This window comes from Xenorhabdus sp. NBAII XenSa04 (assembly GCF_963866145.1).
GTDB classification, from domain to species: domain Bacteria; phylum Pseudomonadota; class Gammaproteobacteria; order Enterobacterales; family Enterobacteriaceae; genus Xenorhabdus; species Xenorhabdus indica.
This window is the reverse complement of sequence record NZ_CAWMEB010000419.1, coordinates 1-17342: the sequence shown is the minus strand read 5'-3', so window position 1 is coordinate 17342 and position 17342 is coordinate 1. Positions and strand designations below refer to the sequence as shown.

Sequence of the window (17342 nt, the reverse complement as noted above, 5' to 3'; positions counted from 1 at the left end):
GTTGTCAATATATCTCAACGTGCTAAAGTATAGCTTGGGTTAATTATCTGCAGTTTATCTGAAGTAAGCAATTAAAGAGAATATACCTTTTCACAAAGCTAAATATTTATTACATGACAATTAAACTTGAAGTTAAAGATCTGTATAAAATATTCGGTGACCATCCAAATCAAGCGATTAAGTTATTAGAATCCAACTACAATAAAGCAGAAATATTTGAAAAAACTGGTATGGCAGTTGGCGTACAAAATGCTAATTTGGTCATCGAAGAAGGCGAAATATTTGTGATTATGGGCCTGTCCGGCTCAGGAAAATCCACACTGATACGCCTTCTCAACCGCCTGATAGAACCGACCAAAGGTCAGGTAATTATCGATGGGCAGGATATTTCTGTAATTTCAGACATTCAATTGCGCGAAATCCGCCGCAATAAAATCAGTATGGTTTTCCAATCATTTGCGCTCATGCCACATTTAAATGTGCTGGAGAATGTGGCTTTCGGTATGGAATTTGCTGGTATTCCTAAAGAAGTACGCCAGCACAACGCTCTTGAGGCCCTGAAACAAGTCAATCTGGAAAACTACACTATGTCTTACCCGGATGAGTTATCGGGTGGTATGCAGCAGCGTATTGGATTAGCCAGAGCGCTCGCCAATAATCCTGATATTTTATTGATGGATGAGGCTTTTTCTGCCCTTGATCCTCTTATTCGTGCAGAAATGCAGGATGAGTTATTACGCCTGCAAGGTCAACACCAACGCACAATTATATTCATTTCCCATGATCTAGATGAAGCAATCCGTATTGGTGATCGCATCGCCATCATGCAGGAAGGGGTTATTGTTCAGGTGGGAACACCTGATGAGATCTTAAATAATCCTGCCAATGATTATGTCAAGGCATTCTTTCGGGGAGTGGATATCAGTCATGTATTTTCAGCAAAAGATGTCGCTCGTCGTCGGCCAGAAGCACTACTCCATATTGCAGTAGGCTTTGGGCCTCGTTCAGCTTTGAAAATACTGGAAGATGGAGATCGAAACTATGGCTATCTGATCGATAAGGGTCAGAAATTTATTGGGGTAGTTTCAGTCAATTCCCTGCAAGATACACTGGAAAAAAAATATCCTATCGAACACGCTATCCTGACAGAGCCAGCCGCAGTTCCAGCAGATATGCCATTGAATGAGCTGATATCCATCGTAGCTCAATCTCCCTGTGCCGTTCCTGTCGTGGGTGATGATTATCGTTATTTGGGTGTTATTTCCAAAGGAATACTGTTGCAAGCCTTAGATAAGGAGACTCCAAATGAGCAGTAATACGCCGCAATCAACACCCGATCAAACAACATTAAGTGATCCCTGGCTCGACAGCACCACAGGCAATTCGTCATCAAATACAAATTGGCTGGACGCCCCTACAGATAATATCTCACAGGGGCATTTTAATATCATGGAACCTTTTCAGCATAAACTCATCCCATTTGATTCGTGGGTCACCCATGCCATTGATTGGATCGTTTTGCACTTCCGGCCTTTTTTTCAAGGAATACGTATTCCGGTAGATTTTATCTTAAACAGATTTGAGCAATTCTTGATGTCAATGCCGGCTCCCATCACGATACTTTTCCTGACATTTCTGGCATGGCAGCTAGCGGGTGCCGGTATAGGCTGGCTCACCTTAATTTCATTATGCTTTATTGGTGCCATCGGGGCATGGTCTCAAGCGATGATCACACTGGCATTAGTACTCACAGCTTTGCTGTTTTGTGTCCTTATTGGGCTGCCGCTCGGAATTTGGCTGGCACGCAGTAACCGAACAGCCGGGATCATCCGCCCACTACTGGATGCAATGCAGACAACACCTGCCTTTGTTTATCTCGTGCCTATTGTGATGCTATTCGGTATTGGGAATGTTCCGGGTGTTATGGTAACAATCATTTTTGCCTTACCCCCAATTATTCGCCTGACCATTTTAGGGATCAAGCAGGTTCCGGTAGATCTGATTGAAGCCGCAAAATCTTTTGGTGCCAGTCCACGTCAAATGTTGTTCAAAGTCCAACTTCCTCTTGCTCTGCCAACAATTATGGCTGGTGTAAACCAGACATTAATGTTAGCGCTATCCATGGTTGTTATTGCTTCAATGATCGCTGTTGGTGGTTTGGGACAAATGGTTCTGCGTGGGATCGGTCGTCTTGATATCGGACTGGCCGCAGTTGGTGGGATGGGTATTGTCATCCTTGCCATTATCCTTGATCGCTTAACTCAATCTTTGGGAAGAAATATCCGTACCAGAAATAACAGATGCTGGTATCACACAGGGCCAATAGGATTGTTAATTAAATTCTTATCCCTGCAAAAACTAACCCACCACAAAAATACTCAACATCAGGATAGCCAAACAGATTAATAACAGGGGAAAATCATGCTAATCATAAGCCGATTTAAAAAGCTCATAAACAAGAAAATTGTCTTAGGATTCAATCTGATATTATTAACAAGCACATCGTTAGCTACCACGGAACTTCCCGGAAAAGGAATTAGTGTACAACCGTTACAAAGTACCATTGGTGAAGAAACATTCCAGACGTTAATTGTCTGCAAAGCTTTGGAAAAGCTCGGTTATAATGTCAAACCAATCGAAGAAGTCGATTACAACGTCGCCTACGCCACTATTGCCTCAGGTGATGCCACATTTATGGCGGTCAATTGGGTCCCCCTTCATAATGTACAGTACAAAGCCGCCGGCGGTGATAACACGTTCTACCGTAAAGGAACCTTCGTTAAAAATTCTGTCCAAGGATATCTGATCGATAAGAAAACAGCCGAAAAATATCACATCAATAATATTGCCCAATTACGAGATCCAAAACTGGCGGAGTTGTTTGACAGTAATGGAAACGGTAAAGCAGACCTGACTGGCTGTAACCCCGGATGGGGATGCGAAAAAGTGATAAACCATCAATTAAAAGCTTATGGTTTAGAAAATACCGTGGAGCAAAATCAGGGAAACTATACCGCCATGATGGCAGATGCTATCACCCGTTACCGTGAAGGTAAGTCAATCTTTTACTACACATGGACGCCTTATTGGGTCAGCGATATTCTAAGACCTGGAAAAGATGTGGTATGGCTACAAGTTCCTTTCTCTGCCCTCAATGAAGGCGGTGAAATTGATACTCAATTGCCAAATGGCCACAATTATGGTTTTCCTCCCAGCTCTATGCATATCGTGGCGAACCGGATTTGGGCTGAAAAAAACCCCGCAGCGGCGGCACTTTTTGCTGTCATGCAACTATCTGTTGCAGATATCAACGCACAAAATATGCGTATGCATACTGGGAAAGATTCCGAAGAGGATATTGAACATCATGTCAACGGCTGGATTAACGCACATCAGAAAACCTTTGATGGCTGGCTCGATGAAGCCAGAAAAGCGGCGAAGCAAAAAGCAGCTTCGTCTTAGCCTCTTTCACAATCACACATAAATTTATTAATAAATCAACACCTCAATCACCTATTAACTCGATTTTTGGATCAAAATCATTGTTCTAAATAATATTTGTTAAATAATTTAGACATTTCATATTTTCAATTTTATTATATTTTGTTAATGTTGTTTTACTATTAACAAAAAAATAAATTACCCTATGTCGATACCTGATACCCCTGTGCCCGATGGCTTAACATCTGGCACAGCGATAAATGACCCCGCAATACCAAACAAGTGCTCTTCATTCATCAAGGGGATATTTGATAGTCTTCCTATTGTCATTAGCTATATTTCTATCTCCTTCACATTTGGCCTTAGTGCCATCAAATCTTCTCTTGAAGCAATATCAGACAAAAAGACTGCAACTTGGGCTTTCGGGTTAACCGATAAAATTTTTACCAGAGCTAATCAAACTCCAGGTAAAAAAATAGGCAAGATAGGTATTGTTTTGGACAGTATTGGAGTCGCATCAATTTGTTCACTTCTTATCGTTGCCGGGAACGCTGATATGATGCGGGAGCACAATAAGCTTTTTCTTACTCTAATTGGCTGTTTGATCATCTGTGTATGCTTCTATAAAACACGCAGCATCAGCATTTCTACACTATCCAGATCAGACATTTTTGGATTAACATTCAAGGTATTTATGAATTAGGTATCAATATTAAAAGAAATATGATGATAATAAATAACTATAATTGCTAAATTTAACTTTTAATATAGTATTTGTATGGTTTTTCGCAGAAGTTACTTTACCGGTTGAAACTAATAAGGTATCTAAACAATGGAAAGTTCATTCACTCCCACAGAAGAGTTGCTTAATTGCCGTGTTGCACAGCAAAAAGAGTTGAACAAAAGTTTGCCCTATCAAGAGATATTACTCACCCGCTTATCGATGCATGTCCAGAGTAAGATGCTAGAAAATCGTAATAACATGCTGAGAGCGCAAGGAATCAATGAAACCTTGTTTATGGCACTGATGATCCTGGATACCAAAGAAAGTCGTAGCATTCAGCCATCAGAACTTAGCTCGGCGTTAGGTTCCTCTCGCACAAACGCAACTCGAATTGCTGATGAATTAGAGAAGCAAGGCTGGATAGAAAGAAAAGAGAGCCACAACGATCGCCGTTGTCTCCATCTTCATCTGACAGAAAAAGGTACAAATTTCTTGAATAGTTTACTCCCACCTCAGCATGAGTGCTTGGTTAAACTTTGGTCTGCCCTTGATCTGGAGGAACAAAAACAGTTAGAAAAATTGATGAGAAAACTGTTGACACAATTGGATAACATCGGGGATTGTTTGAAAAAGTGATTGTATTCTCCATGAACAATACCGGATCCCGAAAAATCACAATATGGCAACATGACCTAAAAAAACTTTTCTGCTAGCCAGTATCATTTGGTATGTCATATGACCAATGATACGTCATATGGCTAACTATTATCCTCAGATAATAATCAATCCCATATAGCTCATCTTTTCCAGTAGTGTAACCCACGCTACTGGAAATGAGTGGTCTTTATGATGTGGACACCATGCAGCAATACGAACAAGAAATATACGGAGATTCACTATGCGCCTTAGTGAGGAAAGTTCTTTGTCACCGACTTTAGATCGTCAGCAAAAGAATAAAAAACATCAACGTCGCAATATCATGATTTTTCTTACATTATTATTTTTAATCTTCGGCACGATCTATGCTGTTTACTGGTTCACCTTTTCGCGCCATCAACAAGAAACGGATAACGCTTATGTAGCAGGTAATCAAATACAAATCATGTCTCAAGTCGCGGGTAGTGTCACCACTATCTATTTTGATAATACCGACTTTGTAAAAAGTGGTAGTGTCCTGATACAGCTTGATCCCAGAGATGCTGAACTCTCTCTGACAAAAGCGGAAAATGAACTGGCTACCGCCGTGCGGAAAACTCACCAACAGATGGTTGATAGCAAAAAGTACCAAGCGATCATTGAACAGAAAAAGATTATTCTTAGAAAAGTACAGAATGATTTCAACCGAAGGAAAATACTTGGCAGACAAGATGCTATTGGTCAGGAAGAACTACAACATTCATATGAAAGTGTTGCACTTGCCCAGGCTGATCTGGATGTGGCCATCGAACAGTACAATAGTAATCAAGCTGTCATTTTAAATACACCGTTGGAAAAACAACCTGCTGTAGAAAAAGCGGCTGCCGGGGTTCGTGATGCCTGGTTAAACTTACAAAGAACGAAAATTGTCAGCCCTGTAGATGGATATGTTTCTCGTCGTAATGTGCAAATAGGCTCTCGCATCAATATGGGAACACCTTTAATGGCTATCGTGCCAGCCACTAATATGTGGATTGACGCCAATTTTAAAGAAACCCAACTTTCTAATATGAAGATCGGACAACCGGTAAAAATTACCAGCGATTTTTACGGTGATGACATCGTCTATAAAGGTAAAGTTGTTGGCCTTGATATGGGAACCGGTAGTGCTTTTTCTCTTCTGCCAGCTCAAAATGCCAGTGGAAACTGGATCAAAGTTGTTCAACGCTTGCCTGTTCGCATTGAACTTGAATCAGAACAACTGAAGCAACATCCTCTGCGTATTGGCCTGTCAACAAAAGTGATTGTCGATACGACAGATACCAATGGAATGACTTTGCCAACCACTGAACGTATCAAACACGCCTATCACACGAATGCCTTAATGATAGACATGTCTCCTGCAAATAAAATAGTTACTGACATCATTAATAGTAACTCAAATAATTAGTTATAAGGGGAAGTCATGGTGACACGAGAACCACTTACAGGCGCGAAGCTGGCGTTACTGACCATTTCCCTCGCAATGGCTACTTTCATGTTGGTTTTGGATTCAACTATTGCTAACGTTGCCATACCGACAATTGCAGGAAATTTAGGTGCATCAAATTCCCAAGGAACATGGGTCATCACCTCTTTTGGTGTTGCAAACGCCATTTCCATTCCTATTACCGGTTGGTTAGCAAAACGGTTTGGAGAAGTCAAACTGTTTATTTGGTCTACCGCTCTCTTTACCTTCTCCTCATGGCTGTGTGGCATCTCCAACAGCCTTGAGATGTTGATTGTATTTCGTATCATTCAGGGGCTGGTCGCAGGGCCAATCCTTCCACTTTGTCAAAGTCTTTTGTTGAATAACTATCCCCCTGCTAAACGAAATATGGCATTGGCACTCTGGTCTGTTATGATCGTGGTTGCCCCTATTTGTGGCCCGATACTGGGTGGTTATATCAGTGACAACTATCATTGGGGCTGGATTTTCTTTATTAACATACCTCTTGGTATCGGTATTATTTTTGTCTCAATGCAGATCCTACGAGGGCGGGAAACTAAAATCGAAATTAATCCTATTGATACGGTAGGATTAATTCTGCTGATCGTTGGCGTCGGTTGTCTACAAATCATGCTTGATCAGGGTAAAGAGCTGGATTGGTTCAATTCCACTGAAATTATCGTCCTGACAATCATAGTGGTTATCTCATTATCATTTTTAATTGTATGGGAATTAACCAATGAACACCCTGTTATCGATCTATCATTATTCAAAGAGCGTAACTTTACTATCGGTACACTCAGTATCAGTCTCTCCTTCATGCTGTACTTCGGCAGCATTGTCCTGTTGCCACAGCTACTACAAGAAGTGTTCGGTTATACCGCAACATGGGCTGGTTTTGCAGCCGCTCCGATAGGGTTGTTGCCTCTGCTACTTTCACCCCTCATTGGCAAATATGGTCATAAGATCGATATGCGTTTGATCGTAACATTCAGTTTCGTTATTTATACTGTCTGTTTCTATTGGCGGGCATATACATTTGAATCAGGGATGGATTTCGCTACTGCGGCATGGCCTCAATTCGTACAGGGACTCGCTATAGCTTGCTTCTTCATGCCTTTGACAACCATAACTTTGTCAGGTTTAGGGCCAGAACGTATGGCATCAGCTTCCAGCCTGTCAAACTTTACCCGTATATTATCAGGCTCAATCGGAACTTCCATCACAACCACAATGTGGACCCAACGTGAGGCCGTACACCATTCATACTTTACGGAGAATATCAATCCGTATAACCCTAATTATCAGCAAACTTATCAGCAACTCTCCCAACTAGGTATGAATGACCAACAGATTTCAGCTTATTTGGCAAAGGAGATCACCCATCAGGGACTGATTATTTCAGCTAATGAAATTTTTTGGTTTTCCGCAGGCGTATTCCTGACGTTGACATTGCTGGTCTGGATGGCAAAACCACCTTTTGGTGCAGGAAACCAAGGGAGTGGAGGAGCACACTAACCCTATTTTATCCTCTTGTTTAAAAAGAACCCGACTGACAATCAGGTTCTTTCTTTTTAAGAAAGAAGATAACTCAACCTATATTATTTATGCCGTTGATTCAAGAGGACAATCATGACAATTTCCTACTCCCGGTAGTTTGTTCCTTTGACAGCAACAACGACGCTGAATCACATTATTTCTCAGAATAACTGTCCGATACAATGGATTATCCCTGCCATCCGGTAATTTCTGTTCAAAGAAAAGGTTATTTACCAATATGTCGTATTGTTCAGCATCCATTCTTTCCCTAAAATTACTCAAATACCAATACATCACATAACCAATATTGTTCCATAATAAGCGCCCATTAATTCCTCGATAAGATTCAATTTTCTCACAAACAGGAATAATATGACGATCCAACAAAGAATAATAACGTTCCAGCAGGGATATGGGTTCTTTCATCCAGTTTAACTGGTAATAAACCATATTAGGCCTGCCACTTTCATGAAATTCAACCTGAAAAAGATGGTAATCTGCATCTACTGCTTGTGGATATTCCAACAACATTAACATAATAGGAGGAACAACCAAGCCAAAATACCATTGTGCCCATAACGAATAAAGACCTTTATTATTTGGTTTTTGTTCATTATTCCCATAGTATTCGTTCTGGTAACGTTGCATTAATATTGAGAATTCTTTTTCATTCGACCATTGATAAAAATCCATACTCTCTGATGGAATATTTTCCGCATTCACTTTCATTGATGAATTAAAGTGACTAAATGCACTGTCGAATAAATTAACAATATCGTTAACATCTATTTTTGATATCATTTGATTGGAGCTATGATTATTTTTATTTGTCATTTCACACTCTCCTGTTATATCTCGGAATAATTAACGGCTTGTCAGATTCCGGATCTCGAATAATGCAACAGGTCAGACCAAATACATCTGCAATACTTTGTTCTGTGATGATTTCTTCTGGCTTTCCTTCCGCATAAACTTGCCCGTACTTCATCATGATCAACTGTGTGGCATAACGCAGAGCCAAATTGATATCGTGTAAAATAAGTACCAGAGTTTTCCCTTGTTGATGTAAACGCTGACACAAATCAAGCATCTCAATTTGATGAGAAATATCCAGATGAATCGTCGGTTCATCCAATAGAATAATGGGAGTTTGCTGTGCCAATGTCATGGCAAACCATGCGCGCTGACGCTGGCCACCTGACAACTCACTGACCAATTTCTGCGACATATCCCATAAGTCTACTGCCCGTAATGCTTCATTGACGGCACGTTCATCTTCTTCTGACCACTGCCGCAAGAAAATCTGATAAGCGTAACGTTCACGCGAAACAAGGTCATAAATTGTCAATGCCTCAGTTATCACTGTCCCTTGCGTTAATAATGACAACTCACGTGCAACAGCTTTTGGTTTATAGCGATGGATATTTATGCCATCCAGTTGAACCTCACCCTGTTGCGGCGGCATACTTCGGCTAATTGCCCGCAACAAGGTTGACTTTCCACATCCATTGGGGCCAATAATGACGCTAAACTCATTATCGTGAATCGCGATATTAATGCCGTCAATGATCGTTCTTTTACCGTATGCCAGTGAAAGATTCAGGGCTTTAAGTCGTGAAGTCATCATAGGGGAATTCTCATCCCTTCTCTGCCTAGTGACAAAGTCAGATAAAAAAGCACTACCAACAACAGTAACATCGAAAATACCACTTTTCTTGTCTGCCATGCTGGTGTGATAAAAAGTACCATTCCCTGTACCACAGCAAACAGGCAGGCATTGATAGCGGCTCCTGTCAAAACCAATCGTACAGGATTGGTATTGCGGGAACCCCCGCTAAGCAGGTAGAACAATAGAGTTGATAAACCAGCGCCAATAAATGCAGTCCAAAAGCGAGGCCGTTGATCCAACACTGGAATGAAAGAAAAAAAGACCACTAGTTCCCAAAAATGTATTTCTGGCAATGCAAGATGTTTTTGCAATAACGGACTAAAATAACGGAAGAAACAATCAAAAACATCAAGGAATATATAGATATAGTTAATCTTCATATCATCCTGAATAGTGACATGTAGAAAATCAATCTCCTCAGGTAATTGAAGGTCTCCATTCAAAATGGCAATTTCTTCACCAATATCTATCATCAACATTTTCACTGGAAGATAGATTGCTGAGCCAGATAACGATCATTCCCCTCACCGAGATAAATAGGCAGCATCTTTTCTGATATGCCTAGCAATGGATACAAATCAATGATCAGTTGAATTGCATCCAATGATTGTAGTTGACCGTGGTTGAATTTTTCGATTGATGAGGCATCAATATCTAAATGTTCTAGTTGGCAATCCTGATCCTGAAAATGGTACTCAAAATTACCAATTTCAATGGAGAAAGATTGCCCTTGTTGGTGTACTGGATAGATCAGTTTTTCATGAGACAGTTCACGCAGTATTTTAGCGGAGTGATAATCTATATAATCCAAAATATTTCTATCCAGCTCTTAGGTATTAACCGTAGCACACTAACACACTTTACTAAATGATAATTAAAATCATTATTATTAACAACCATGAAAATATAAAGGTATTAAGACAATTGGATAAATTGCAGGAATGATTTCCGCCATTTAATAAAAATTATTATGATACGCAAACAAAATAATTACATATATAAAATATTAATTCTGCACTTGTGAAATACTTATCATGCTTGCAAATAGAATAATACTTCCCCTTATAAATAAGGCTCTGATTGAAAAACCAGAGCCTCATTTACAAAAGAAACTATATTAAATTATTTATCAGACTTTATTCTGACGCCACCATTCCGCTAGCATAATACCCGTAGCAACAGAAACATTCAGGCTTTCTACTCGACCCGTGCCACCAATCGAAAGACGGATATCACCATCCTCCCAGACACTATCACTCAAACCATCACTTTCCTGCCCTAATACCAAGACCATTTTTTCAGGAAGCTTGACTGCTGTCAGCTTTGTACTTCCTTTATGGCTTGAAGTAGTCACGATGGTGTAGCCTGCATCGCGGAATTGACTCAGCGTGATTGTAAGATCATTAACTTCAATACCTTTAATATGCTCAGCTCCCCCCTCAGCAGTACGGACTGCCGCACCAGATTCCAGCATCGCTGTATCGTGCAATATCATACCCTGTACACCAAAGTGGGCACAGCTACGCATAATTGCACCCAGATTATGCGGGTTACCCACACTTTCTAATGCCAGAACACAATCTTTCGCTGGTGCTTGCTGTAAATAAGTTTCTGCCTCCAGACCATTACGCTTTTTGATCAGGAAACAGACACCACCATGATGCTCCGTTCCTGATGCTTTGCTCAATTCTTCATCGTCGACTACATGATAAGCCTTACGATTTGCCGCCATCCATTTAAGAGCGTCACGGAAGCGGGGAGTTACTGACTGGACAAACCATGCCCTGACGATGGCTTCTGGACGATTTTGGAACATTGCCTGACAAGCATTTTCACCATAGATACGGGTTTCTTCCAACCGTTGACGGCGAAGTTGTTCAGGGTCAATCTGACTTCTACCACTAATACCGCCATGATCAGGTTTTGATTCTTCCCCTACCGGACGGGAAACCGTTCTCCAGGGAGAATGTTCTTTTGAACGCTGAGGGCGTTCATTGTCACGTCGTCTGCCTCCTAGTTCACGTCCTTTGCCAGACTGACGATTATTGCTGTTACGACGCTCGTTATTATTACGGCTGTCACTCTTGTCCTCACTACGGACATACATCACTTTGACTTTGCCACTTTTACCACTATAGGAATCGTTCATTTATTTCTCCAACTTCGCTATGGCGCGAAGATTACCCGATGTTCGCGCCCGAAGCTACCTCTGGCAACGACAATCCATTAAAATATCCGCCAATTTTTTACTGGTTTTATTCATGAACATTTTTGAGTTCTTAAATGAGAAATAACAACGCCGTTTATCAGCTTCGCCAACATCGCCTGGCCCGCTCTACCCGTCCTTTTCAAGCAAGAGGCTGCAGAGTTCAGCGTTGCACTTATTGTTTATTGCCCCAAAAAAGATGCCTGTGTGAAAAAATCTCACCAGTAAAAGCGGCCAGCCGCTTTTGCCTCATCATGTTTGATACTGAACCTATGAAGCCGAGTAATACAGGTAAGCTAATTGCAGATGTTCTACCTGATACTGATGCTTTTCTCTGGTCAAGAACCGAGCCTGATCAACGCATGCTTGAAATACTGCGTGATCCAACACGACAACCTTATCTGATCTTTCCAGAAAGTTACGCCACACCACCTCGTACTGTGTATCAACAATTGCCGGATAATCAGAAAGCACCTCTGTTTATTATATTGGATGGAACTTGGCCTGAAGCAAGAAAAATGTTTCGCAAAAGCCCATATTTAGATGATATTCCTCTATTATCAATCAATAGTATTGCTAAAATGGATTATTTGCTCCGGATGCCATCAAGAAAAGAACAGCATTGCACTGCGGAAGTTGCCGCCGCCGCTCTGGAACTGGCTAATGATCTTGAGGCTTCACAACAATTACTCGCCCATTTCAATCAATTTCGTGAACAATATCTGGCAGGAAAATCGAACCATCCGGCGGAGTAAGTCACAGTAATTCTTGTCAATCACGGCTAAAGTTATTCATAGAAATGGTTCAATTGAAAGTGATTGTTTATTGAAGTAATAACTTATTCAATAACAATTAATGAGGAGATAAAAAATGAGCCAGCGTGGACTTGAAGCATTGTTACATCCCAAATCTATTGCTGTTATTGGAGCGTCTGAAAAACCCGAAAAAGCCAGCTCAACATTGATGCGGAATTTGTTAACTGGAAACTTTAAGGGGCCGATTCTTCCTGTCACGCCTAATAAAAACGCTGTTCTCGGTGTGCTGGCTTATCCTTCTATCGATAAATTACCATTAACTCCTGATCTGGCTGTCATATGTACTCACCACAGCCGCAATTTGCCATTATTGGAGCAATTAACCAGATTGGGCTGTAAAACCGTTATCATTCTTTCATCACCAGCGTCACAGTTTGCTGAACTGAAACAATATAGCCAAAAATATCACATCCGGATCCTCGGCCCTAATAGCCTCGGCATTTTGGCTCCGTGGATCGGATTGAACGCCAGTTTCTCGCCTATTCCTATTCTCAAGGGGAAGCTAGCATTTATTTCACAATCAGCGGCAATATCCAATACGATTCTGGACTGGGCGAACCATCGCAATATTGGTTTTTCATATTTCATTGCATTGGGTGATAGCGTTGATATTGACATTGATGATCTTCTCGACTTTTTAGCTCGGGATGGTAAGACCAGCGCGATTCTACTGCATCTTGAGCACATTAACGATGCTCGCCGGTTTCTTTCTGCTTCACGAAGTGCATCACGCAATAAACCCATTCTGGTTGTAAAAAGTAGTCGTACCCGCAAGGCTCAACAATTACTGGGAGAACAACAGAATTTCGATGTAGCCTATGACGCAGCAATTCAACGGGCGGGCTTACTGCGTGTACAGGATACACATGAAATGTTTTCTGCCGTGGAGACATTAAGTTTTATGCGTCCGTTGCGTGGAGAACGCCTGCTCATTGTCAGTAATGGAGCCGCACCTGCTGCTATGGCGCTAGATGAACTCCTCAGGAGAACCGGTAAACTAGCGGTTCTGGAGGACGAAACGATTGTTAAATTATCTGGTGTACTGCCTGAAGCACAAATCTTACGTAACCCACTGGATCTGGGAGATAGTTCATCAACTGAACAATATATCGCTGCTCTGAAACTACTGTTAGATAGTCGTAGCTATGACGCCCTACTGTTGATTCATTCTCCCTGTGCCATTTCCCATAGCATGAAAACAGCAGTTAACGTCATTAAGGCTGTTAAAGAACATCCTCGTGGAAAATGGCTCACAATCTTTACTAATTGGTGTGGTGAATATTCTTCATTAGAAGCGAGGCGGTTATTCAGTGAAGCGGGTATTCCCACCTACCGTACACCAGAAGGCGCGGTGACAGCTTTTATGCATATGGTGGAATATCAACGTAACCAAAAACAACTCAAAGAAACCCCTGCCCTGCCAATAGGCATCACATCAAATACTGCCCACGCTCACGATTGTATACAGCAAGCTCTCAATAGTGGCAATACTCAGCTAGATACCCATGAAGTACAACCTATTCTTGAAGCCTACGGCCTAAATACCTTACCTACATGGATTGCTCATTCCAGTGATGATGCAGTCAATATTGCGGAAAAAATTGGCTATCCTGTAGCATTGAAATTGCGTTCTCCCGATATTCCTCACAAATCAGAAGTTCAAGGGGTTATGCTCTATCTGCGTAATGCCAGAGAAGTTAAGACAGCAACTCAGGCCATTATTGAACGTGTGAAACAGAACTTTCCACAAGCCAGAATTCATGGTTTATTAGTTCAAAACATGGCAAACCGAGCTGGTGCGCAAGAATTGAGAGTTGCCATTGAACAAGATGAGATATTCGGCCCTTTAATTATGCTTGGAGAAGGTGGCATAGATTGGGTTAATGAAACTCAGGCAGCCGTCGCTCTACCGCCTCTCAATATGGCATTGGCTCGTTATTTGGTCATTCAGGCTATTAAAGGCGGTAAAATAAAATCTGGGGGTTCACTGCAACCGTTGGATATCCCTGCTCTAAGTCAATTATTGGTTAGGGTATCCAATTTACTGATTGATTGCCCTCAAATCACTCGTATGCATATCCATCCGTTATTGGCATCAGGCAGTGAATTCACACTATTGGATGTAACAATGGAATTAACACCCATCACTGGTGATCACCGAAATCGACTGGCAATTCGTCCTTATCCTAATGAACTGGAAGAAACCATTTATATCAGAGATGATTTTGAATGTTTACTACGTCCAATTCTGCCGGAAGATGAACCATTACTAAAAGAATTTATCGAACAGGTAACGAAGGAAGATCTATATTATCGTTATTTTAGTGAGATCAGTGAATTCACTCACGATGACCTCGCCAATATGACCCAAATTGATTATGACCGTGAAATGGCATTTGTTGCGATACGCTATCCAACAACCAAACCGGAAATTATTGGTGTCGCCCGTGCTATGGCTGATCCGGATAATATCGAAGCAGAATTTGCGGTGTTAGTGCGATCAGATTTGAAAGGAATTACGTTAGGATATCAACTCATGACCAAATTAATCCACTACACAAAAGAGCATGGCATTCAGGTACTAACCGCTATCACTATGCCAGAAAATCGTAATATGATCCGACTTGCCAAAAAACTGGGCTTTACCATCAATATTCAATTAGAAGAGGGAATTGTCAATCTTGTCTTAAAACTTTAGTCGCCAGAACTTTAAGGTAAATAAAGATAGTGGAAAACAGGCCCAAACCGAATCTTCACTTCGTGATGGATCGCACAGACTTAAAGCAATCAACAATAGAAAGTTAATTCATACTCACAATTGACCAAACTAATGGTATCATCGCCGGATCATTTTGATTCATACATTACGATGGAACGCCAACCATCTAAACTAAGAGAAAAATCGCACTGTGATGTTGTCCAAATTTAAACAAGCAAAACACCAACAACACCTTGCACAACTGCCTAAATTACCGCAGTCAGTTGCTGACATTGAAACCCTTTATCAGTCTAAAGAGTTTCGCTGCACCTTACTGGAACGCATTTCCGGCGCTAAAAAGCATATTTATATCGCCGCATTATATTTAGAACATGACGACGCCGGACGAGATATTTTAACAGCACTGTATGAGGCCAAGCAAAAGCGGCCTGAACTGGATATCAAAATTCTGGTCGACTGGCATCGTGCCCAGCGCGGTCGTATTGGTGCAGAAGCCACTGTAACAAACGCAGATTGGTACTGTTCTATGGCTGAAAAATATCCTGGTATTCATATTCCCACCTTGGGTGTTCCTGTAAATACCCGTGAAGCGTTAGGCGTCTTGCACCTAAAAGGCTTTATCTTTGACGATACTGTGATTTATAGTGGTGCCAGTATTAACAACGTCTATTTACACCGCCACGAAAAATATCGCTACGATCGCTATCATCTACTGCGCAATGCTAAACTCGCAGCTATCATGAAGCAGTTTATTGACGACAACATTGTTTCTGCTGATGCAGTCAATAATTTGGCCTCCCGATCTCGACCTCGCAGCCTTGAAATTAAAAACTTTATCAAGCAATTCCGCACTTCCTTACGTAGTGCTACATATCATATCAAAAATCAGGCTTCAAATGACGAACTTGCAGTAATACCACTCGTTGGATTGGGCAAAAAGAATCCTCTCAATAAGACAATCTGCCATCTAATCTCCAGTACAGAAAAGAAAGTAGTAATTTGCACCCCTTACTTCAACTTACCAGCAGTATTGGTTCGTTCTATTGCAAGATTGTTGCGACAGGGGAAACAGGTTGAGATTATCATTGGAGATAAAACAGCCAATGATTTTTATATTCCACCGGAAGAGCCTTTTAAGATTATTGGTGCTTTACCCTATCTATATGAGATTAACTTACGCCGTTTCACCAATCGGCTACAACGTTTTATCGATAGCCAGCAATTAACTATCCGGTTATGGAAGGATGAAGATAATACCTATCATTTAAAAGGTATCTGGGTTGATAGCAAGTGGCAATTGATTACAGGTAATAACCTCAATCCACGTGCATGGGGGCTTGATTTGGAAAATGCCATTCTCATTCATGATCCTCATCAGAAAATGCACGCACAACGCTCTTTGGAACTAAATTGCATTCGTTCTCATACAAAAATCATCAATAATTATCAGGAATTAGATAGTATACAACTTTATCCTGTCAAAGTTCGTAAATTAATACGTCGCTTACGCCGTATCCGTGTTGATAGATTAATCAGCAGAATATTGTAAATAGATAAATAATTATCAAAATATTAATCCCTTCTTACTTACTATAAGAAGGGATTTTTGTATCTTATTTATCAAATCGCTATTATTTATTAAATTATAAACAATAGTGTAAATTACAATGAAAAAATCCACCACCAACAAAACAAAAAATGTATTAATAGCATTTTCTCTCTTATCCACGACTGCTTGCTCGAATATGTATCAGGCCAATGATACCTGGACAGGTAGAGACAAAGCGCAGCACTTTCTATTTTCTGCCGTAATAGCCGCCGCAGGAAACGCTTATGGCGATCACCAAAACTGGAAACATCGGGAAAGTGCACAATTCGGCATGTTACTATCAATTAGTCTTGGTGCAGCAAAAGAATTTTATGATAGCCGTCCTTCTGGTACAGGATGGAGTTGGCAAGACTTTGTTTACGATATAGCGGGAGCCATAACTGGCTATAGCTTGTATCAATCCTTAAAATAGTTTACTAATTATATTTATGAAATATTCTCCTAAATTAAAAGAATATTTTTCTATTCTCATAACGCAAAAAAGCCATCCGGTTC

The 17342-nt window shown here is 40.9% G+C and carries 15 protein-coding genes and 2 pseudogenes; 11 read left to right on the top strand and 6 right to left on the bottom strand.

Annotation, left to right across the window (positions count from 1 at the left end; genetic code table 11):
* The first annotated feature begins 113 nt into the window (after positions 1-113).
* The 7 genes from proV (at position 114) to emrB (ending at position 7808) form a co-directional block, all read left to right on the top strand.
* Positions 114-1316 carry a glycine betaine/L-proline ABC transporter ATP-binding protein ProV gene (proV, locus tag AAC147_RS16930; RefSeq protein ID WP_047683159.1) on the top strand — a complete coding sequence of 401 codons (1203 nt, stop codon included), beginning with the start codon at positions 114-116 and terminating at the stop codon, positions 1314-1316.
* Positions 1306-2406: a glycine betaine/L-proline ABC transporter permease ProW gene (gene proW / locus AAC147_RS16925; protein ID WP_052189604.1), complete on the top strand. Its 1101-nt coding sequence runs from the start codon at positions 1306-1308 to the stop codon at positions 2404-2406. Before proV ends, proW begins: the two co-directional genes overlap by 11 nt.
* 15 nt (positions 2407-2421) lie before the next feature.
* Positions 2422-3462 carry a glycine betaine/L-proline ABC transporter substrate-binding protein ProX gene (gene proX, locus AAC147_RS16920; protein ID WP_081989065.1) on the top strand — a complete coding sequence of 347 codons (1041 nt, stop codon included), beginning with the start codon at positions 2422-2424 and terminating at the stop codon, positions 3460-3462.
* 184 nt (positions 3463-3646) lie between these two features.
* A complete protein-coding gene (locus tag AAC147_RS16915) occupies positions 3647-4144 on the top strand; it encodes a hypothetical protein (RefSeq protein ID WP_052189603.1) in 498 nt (165 codons plus the stop codon).
* 129 nt (positions 4145-4273) lie between these two features.
* Positions 4274-4801: a transcriptional repressor MprA gene (mprA, locus tag AAC147_RS16910; protein ID WP_047683158.1), complete on the top strand. Its 528-nt coding sequence runs from the start codon at positions 4274-4276 to the stop codon at positions 4799-4801.
* 262 nt (positions 4802-5063) lie between these two features.
* Positions 5064-6251 carry a multidrug efflux MFS transporter periplasmic adaptor subunit EmrA gene (gene emrA / locus AAC147_RS16905; protein WP_047683157.1) on the top strand — a complete coding sequence of 396 codons (1188 nt, stop codon included), beginning with the start codon at positions 5064-5066 and terminating at the stop codon, positions 6249-6251.
* Positions 6252-6266: 15 nt separating this feature from the next.
* Positions 6267-7808 (top strand): multidrug efflux MFS transporter permease subunit EmrB, encoded by a 1542-nt coding sequence (gene emrB, locus AAC147_RS16900; RefSeq protein WP_047683155.1) that lies wholly within the window; start codon positions 6267-6269, stop codon positions 7806-7808.
* An 87-nt stretch (positions 7809-7895) separates the two neighbouring features.
* On the opposite strand, the gene fhuF is transcribed toward emrB, so the two are convergent.
* The 6 genes and pseudogenes from fhuF to AAC147_RS16875 all read right to left on the bottom strand — a co-directional run bounded on the left by fhuF (position 7896) and on the right by AAC147_RS16875 (position 11647).
* Positions 7896-8663, bottom strand: a complete 768-nt coding sequence (gene fhuF / locus AAC147_RS16895) for a siderophore-iron reductase FhuF (protein WP_047683153.1) — start codon at positions 8661-8663, stop codon at positions 7896-7898.
* A gap of 1 nt (position 8664) precedes the next feature.
* Positions 8665-9453, bottom strand: coding sequence for an ABC transporter ATP-binding protein (locus tag AAC147_RS16890; RefSeq protein WP_197056392.1), 789 nt, complete (start codon positions 9451-9453; stop codon positions 8665-8667).
* Positions 9453-9767, bottom strand: a pseudogene (locus AAC147_RS16885) (iron chelate uptake ABC transporter family permease subunit); the annotation flags it as partial. The pseudogene AAC147_RS16885 and the gene AAC147_RS16890, both read right to left, overlap by 1 nt.
* Positions 9762-9989: pseudogene (locus AAC147_RS20215) on the bottom strand (ferric iron reductase); the annotation flags it as partial. The pseudogenes AAC147_RS20215 and AAC147_RS16885, both read right to left, overlap by 6 nt.
* Positions 9980-10309 carry a hypothetical protein gene (locus tag AAC147_RS16880; protein ID WP_047683147.1) on the bottom strand — a complete coding sequence of 110 codons (330 nt, stop codon included), beginning with the start codon at positions 10307-10309 and terminating at the stop codon, positions 9980-9982. The pseudogene AAC147_RS20215 and the gene AAC147_RS16880, both read right to left, overlap by 10 nt.
* Positions 10310-10627: 318 nt before the next feature.
* Positions 10628-11647, bottom strand: coding sequence for a tRNA/rRNA methyltransferase (locus AAC147_RS16875; RefSeq protein WP_047683145.1), 1020 nt, complete (start codon positions 11645-11647; stop codon positions 10628-10630).
* A 134-nt stretch (positions 11648-11781) separates the two neighbouring features.
* Between AAC147_RS16875 and AAC147_RS16870 the strand changes: the two genes are divergently transcribed.
* The 4 genes from AAC147_RS16870 (at position 11782) to AAC147_RS16855 (ending at position 17259) form a co-directional block, all read left to right on the top strand.
* The gene (locus tag AAC147_RS16870) at positions 11782-12459 is read left to right on the top strand and encodes a tRNA-uridine aminocarboxypropyltransferase (RefSeq protein WP_047683143.1); all 678 of its coding nucleotides are present in this window, start codon (positions 11782-11784) and stop codon (positions 12457-12459) included.
* 115 nt (positions 12460-12574) lie between these two features.
* Complete coding sequence (locus AAC147_RS16865) at positions 12575-15217, top strand: bifunctional acetate--CoA ligase family protein/GNAT family N-acetyltransferase (protein ID WP_047683141.1); 2643 nt, start codon at positions 12575-12577, stop codon at positions 15215-15217.
* Between the two features lie 211 nt (positions 15218-15428).
* On the top strand, positions 15429-16787 hold the full coding sequence (gene pssA, locus AAC147_RS16860) for a CDP-diacylglycerol--serine O-phosphatidyltransferase (protein WP_047683139.1): 1359 nt from the start codon (positions 15429-15431) through the stop codon (positions 16785-16787).
* A gap of 118 nt (positions 16788-16905) precedes the next feature.
* Positions 16906-17259, top strand: coding sequence for a YfiM family lipoprotein (locus tag AAC147_RS16855; protein WP_052189602.1), 354 nt, complete (start codon positions 16906-16908; stop codon positions 17257-17259).
* The last annotated feature ends 83 nt before the right edge of the window (positions 17260-17342 follow it).

Bases quoted from the DNA above. Each gene is read 5' to 3' on its own strand.
- proV (WP_047683159.1), top strand. From the start codon at position 114: ATGACAATTAAACTTGAAGTTAAAGATCTGTATAAAATATTCGGTGAC.
- proW (WP_052189604.1), top strand. From the start codon at position 1,306: ATGAGCAGTAATACGCCGCAATCAACACCCGATCAAACAACATTAAGT.
- proX (WP_081989065.1), top strand. From the start codon at position 2,422: ATGCTAATCATAAGCCGATTTAAAAAGCTCATAAACAAGAAAATTGTC.
- AAC147_RS16915 (WP_052189603.1), top strand. From the start codon at position 3,647: ATGTCGATACCTGATACCCCTGTGCCCGATGGCTTAACATCTGGCACA.
- mprA (WP_047683158.1), top strand. From the start codon at position 4,274: ATGGAAAGTTCATTCACTCCCACAGAAGAGTTGCTTAATTGCCGTGTT.
- emrA (WP_047683157.1), top strand. From the start codon at position 5,064: ATGCGCCTTAGTGAGGAAAGTTCTTTGTCACCGACTTTAGATCGTCAG.
- emrB (WP_047683155.1), top strand. From the start codon at position 6,267: ATGGTGACACGAGAACCACTTACAGGCGCGAAGCTGGCGTTACTGACC.
- fhuF (WP_047683153.1), bottom strand. From the start codon at position 8,663: ATGACAAATAAAAATAATCATAGCTCCAATCAAATGATATCAAAAATA.
- AAC147_RS16890 (WP_197056392.1), bottom strand. From the start codon at position 9,453: ATGACTTCACGACTTAAAGCCCTGAATCTTTCACTGGCATACGGTAAA.
- AAC147_RS16875 (WP_047683145.1), bottom strand. From the start codon at position 11,647: ATGAACGATTCCTATAGTGGTAAAAGTGGCAAAGTCAAAGTGATGTAT.
- AAC147_RS16870 (WP_047683143.1), top strand. From the start codon at position 11,782: ATGAGAAATAACAACGCCGTTTATCAGCTTCGCCAACATCGCCTGGCC.
- AAC147_RS16865 (WP_047683141.1), top strand. From the start codon at position 12,575: ATGAGCCAGCGTGGACTTGAAGCATTGTTACATCCCAAATCTATTGCT.
- AAC147_RS16855 (WP_052189602.1), top strand. From the start codon at position 16,906: ATGAAAAAATCCACCACCAACAAAACAAAAAATGTATTAATAGCATTT.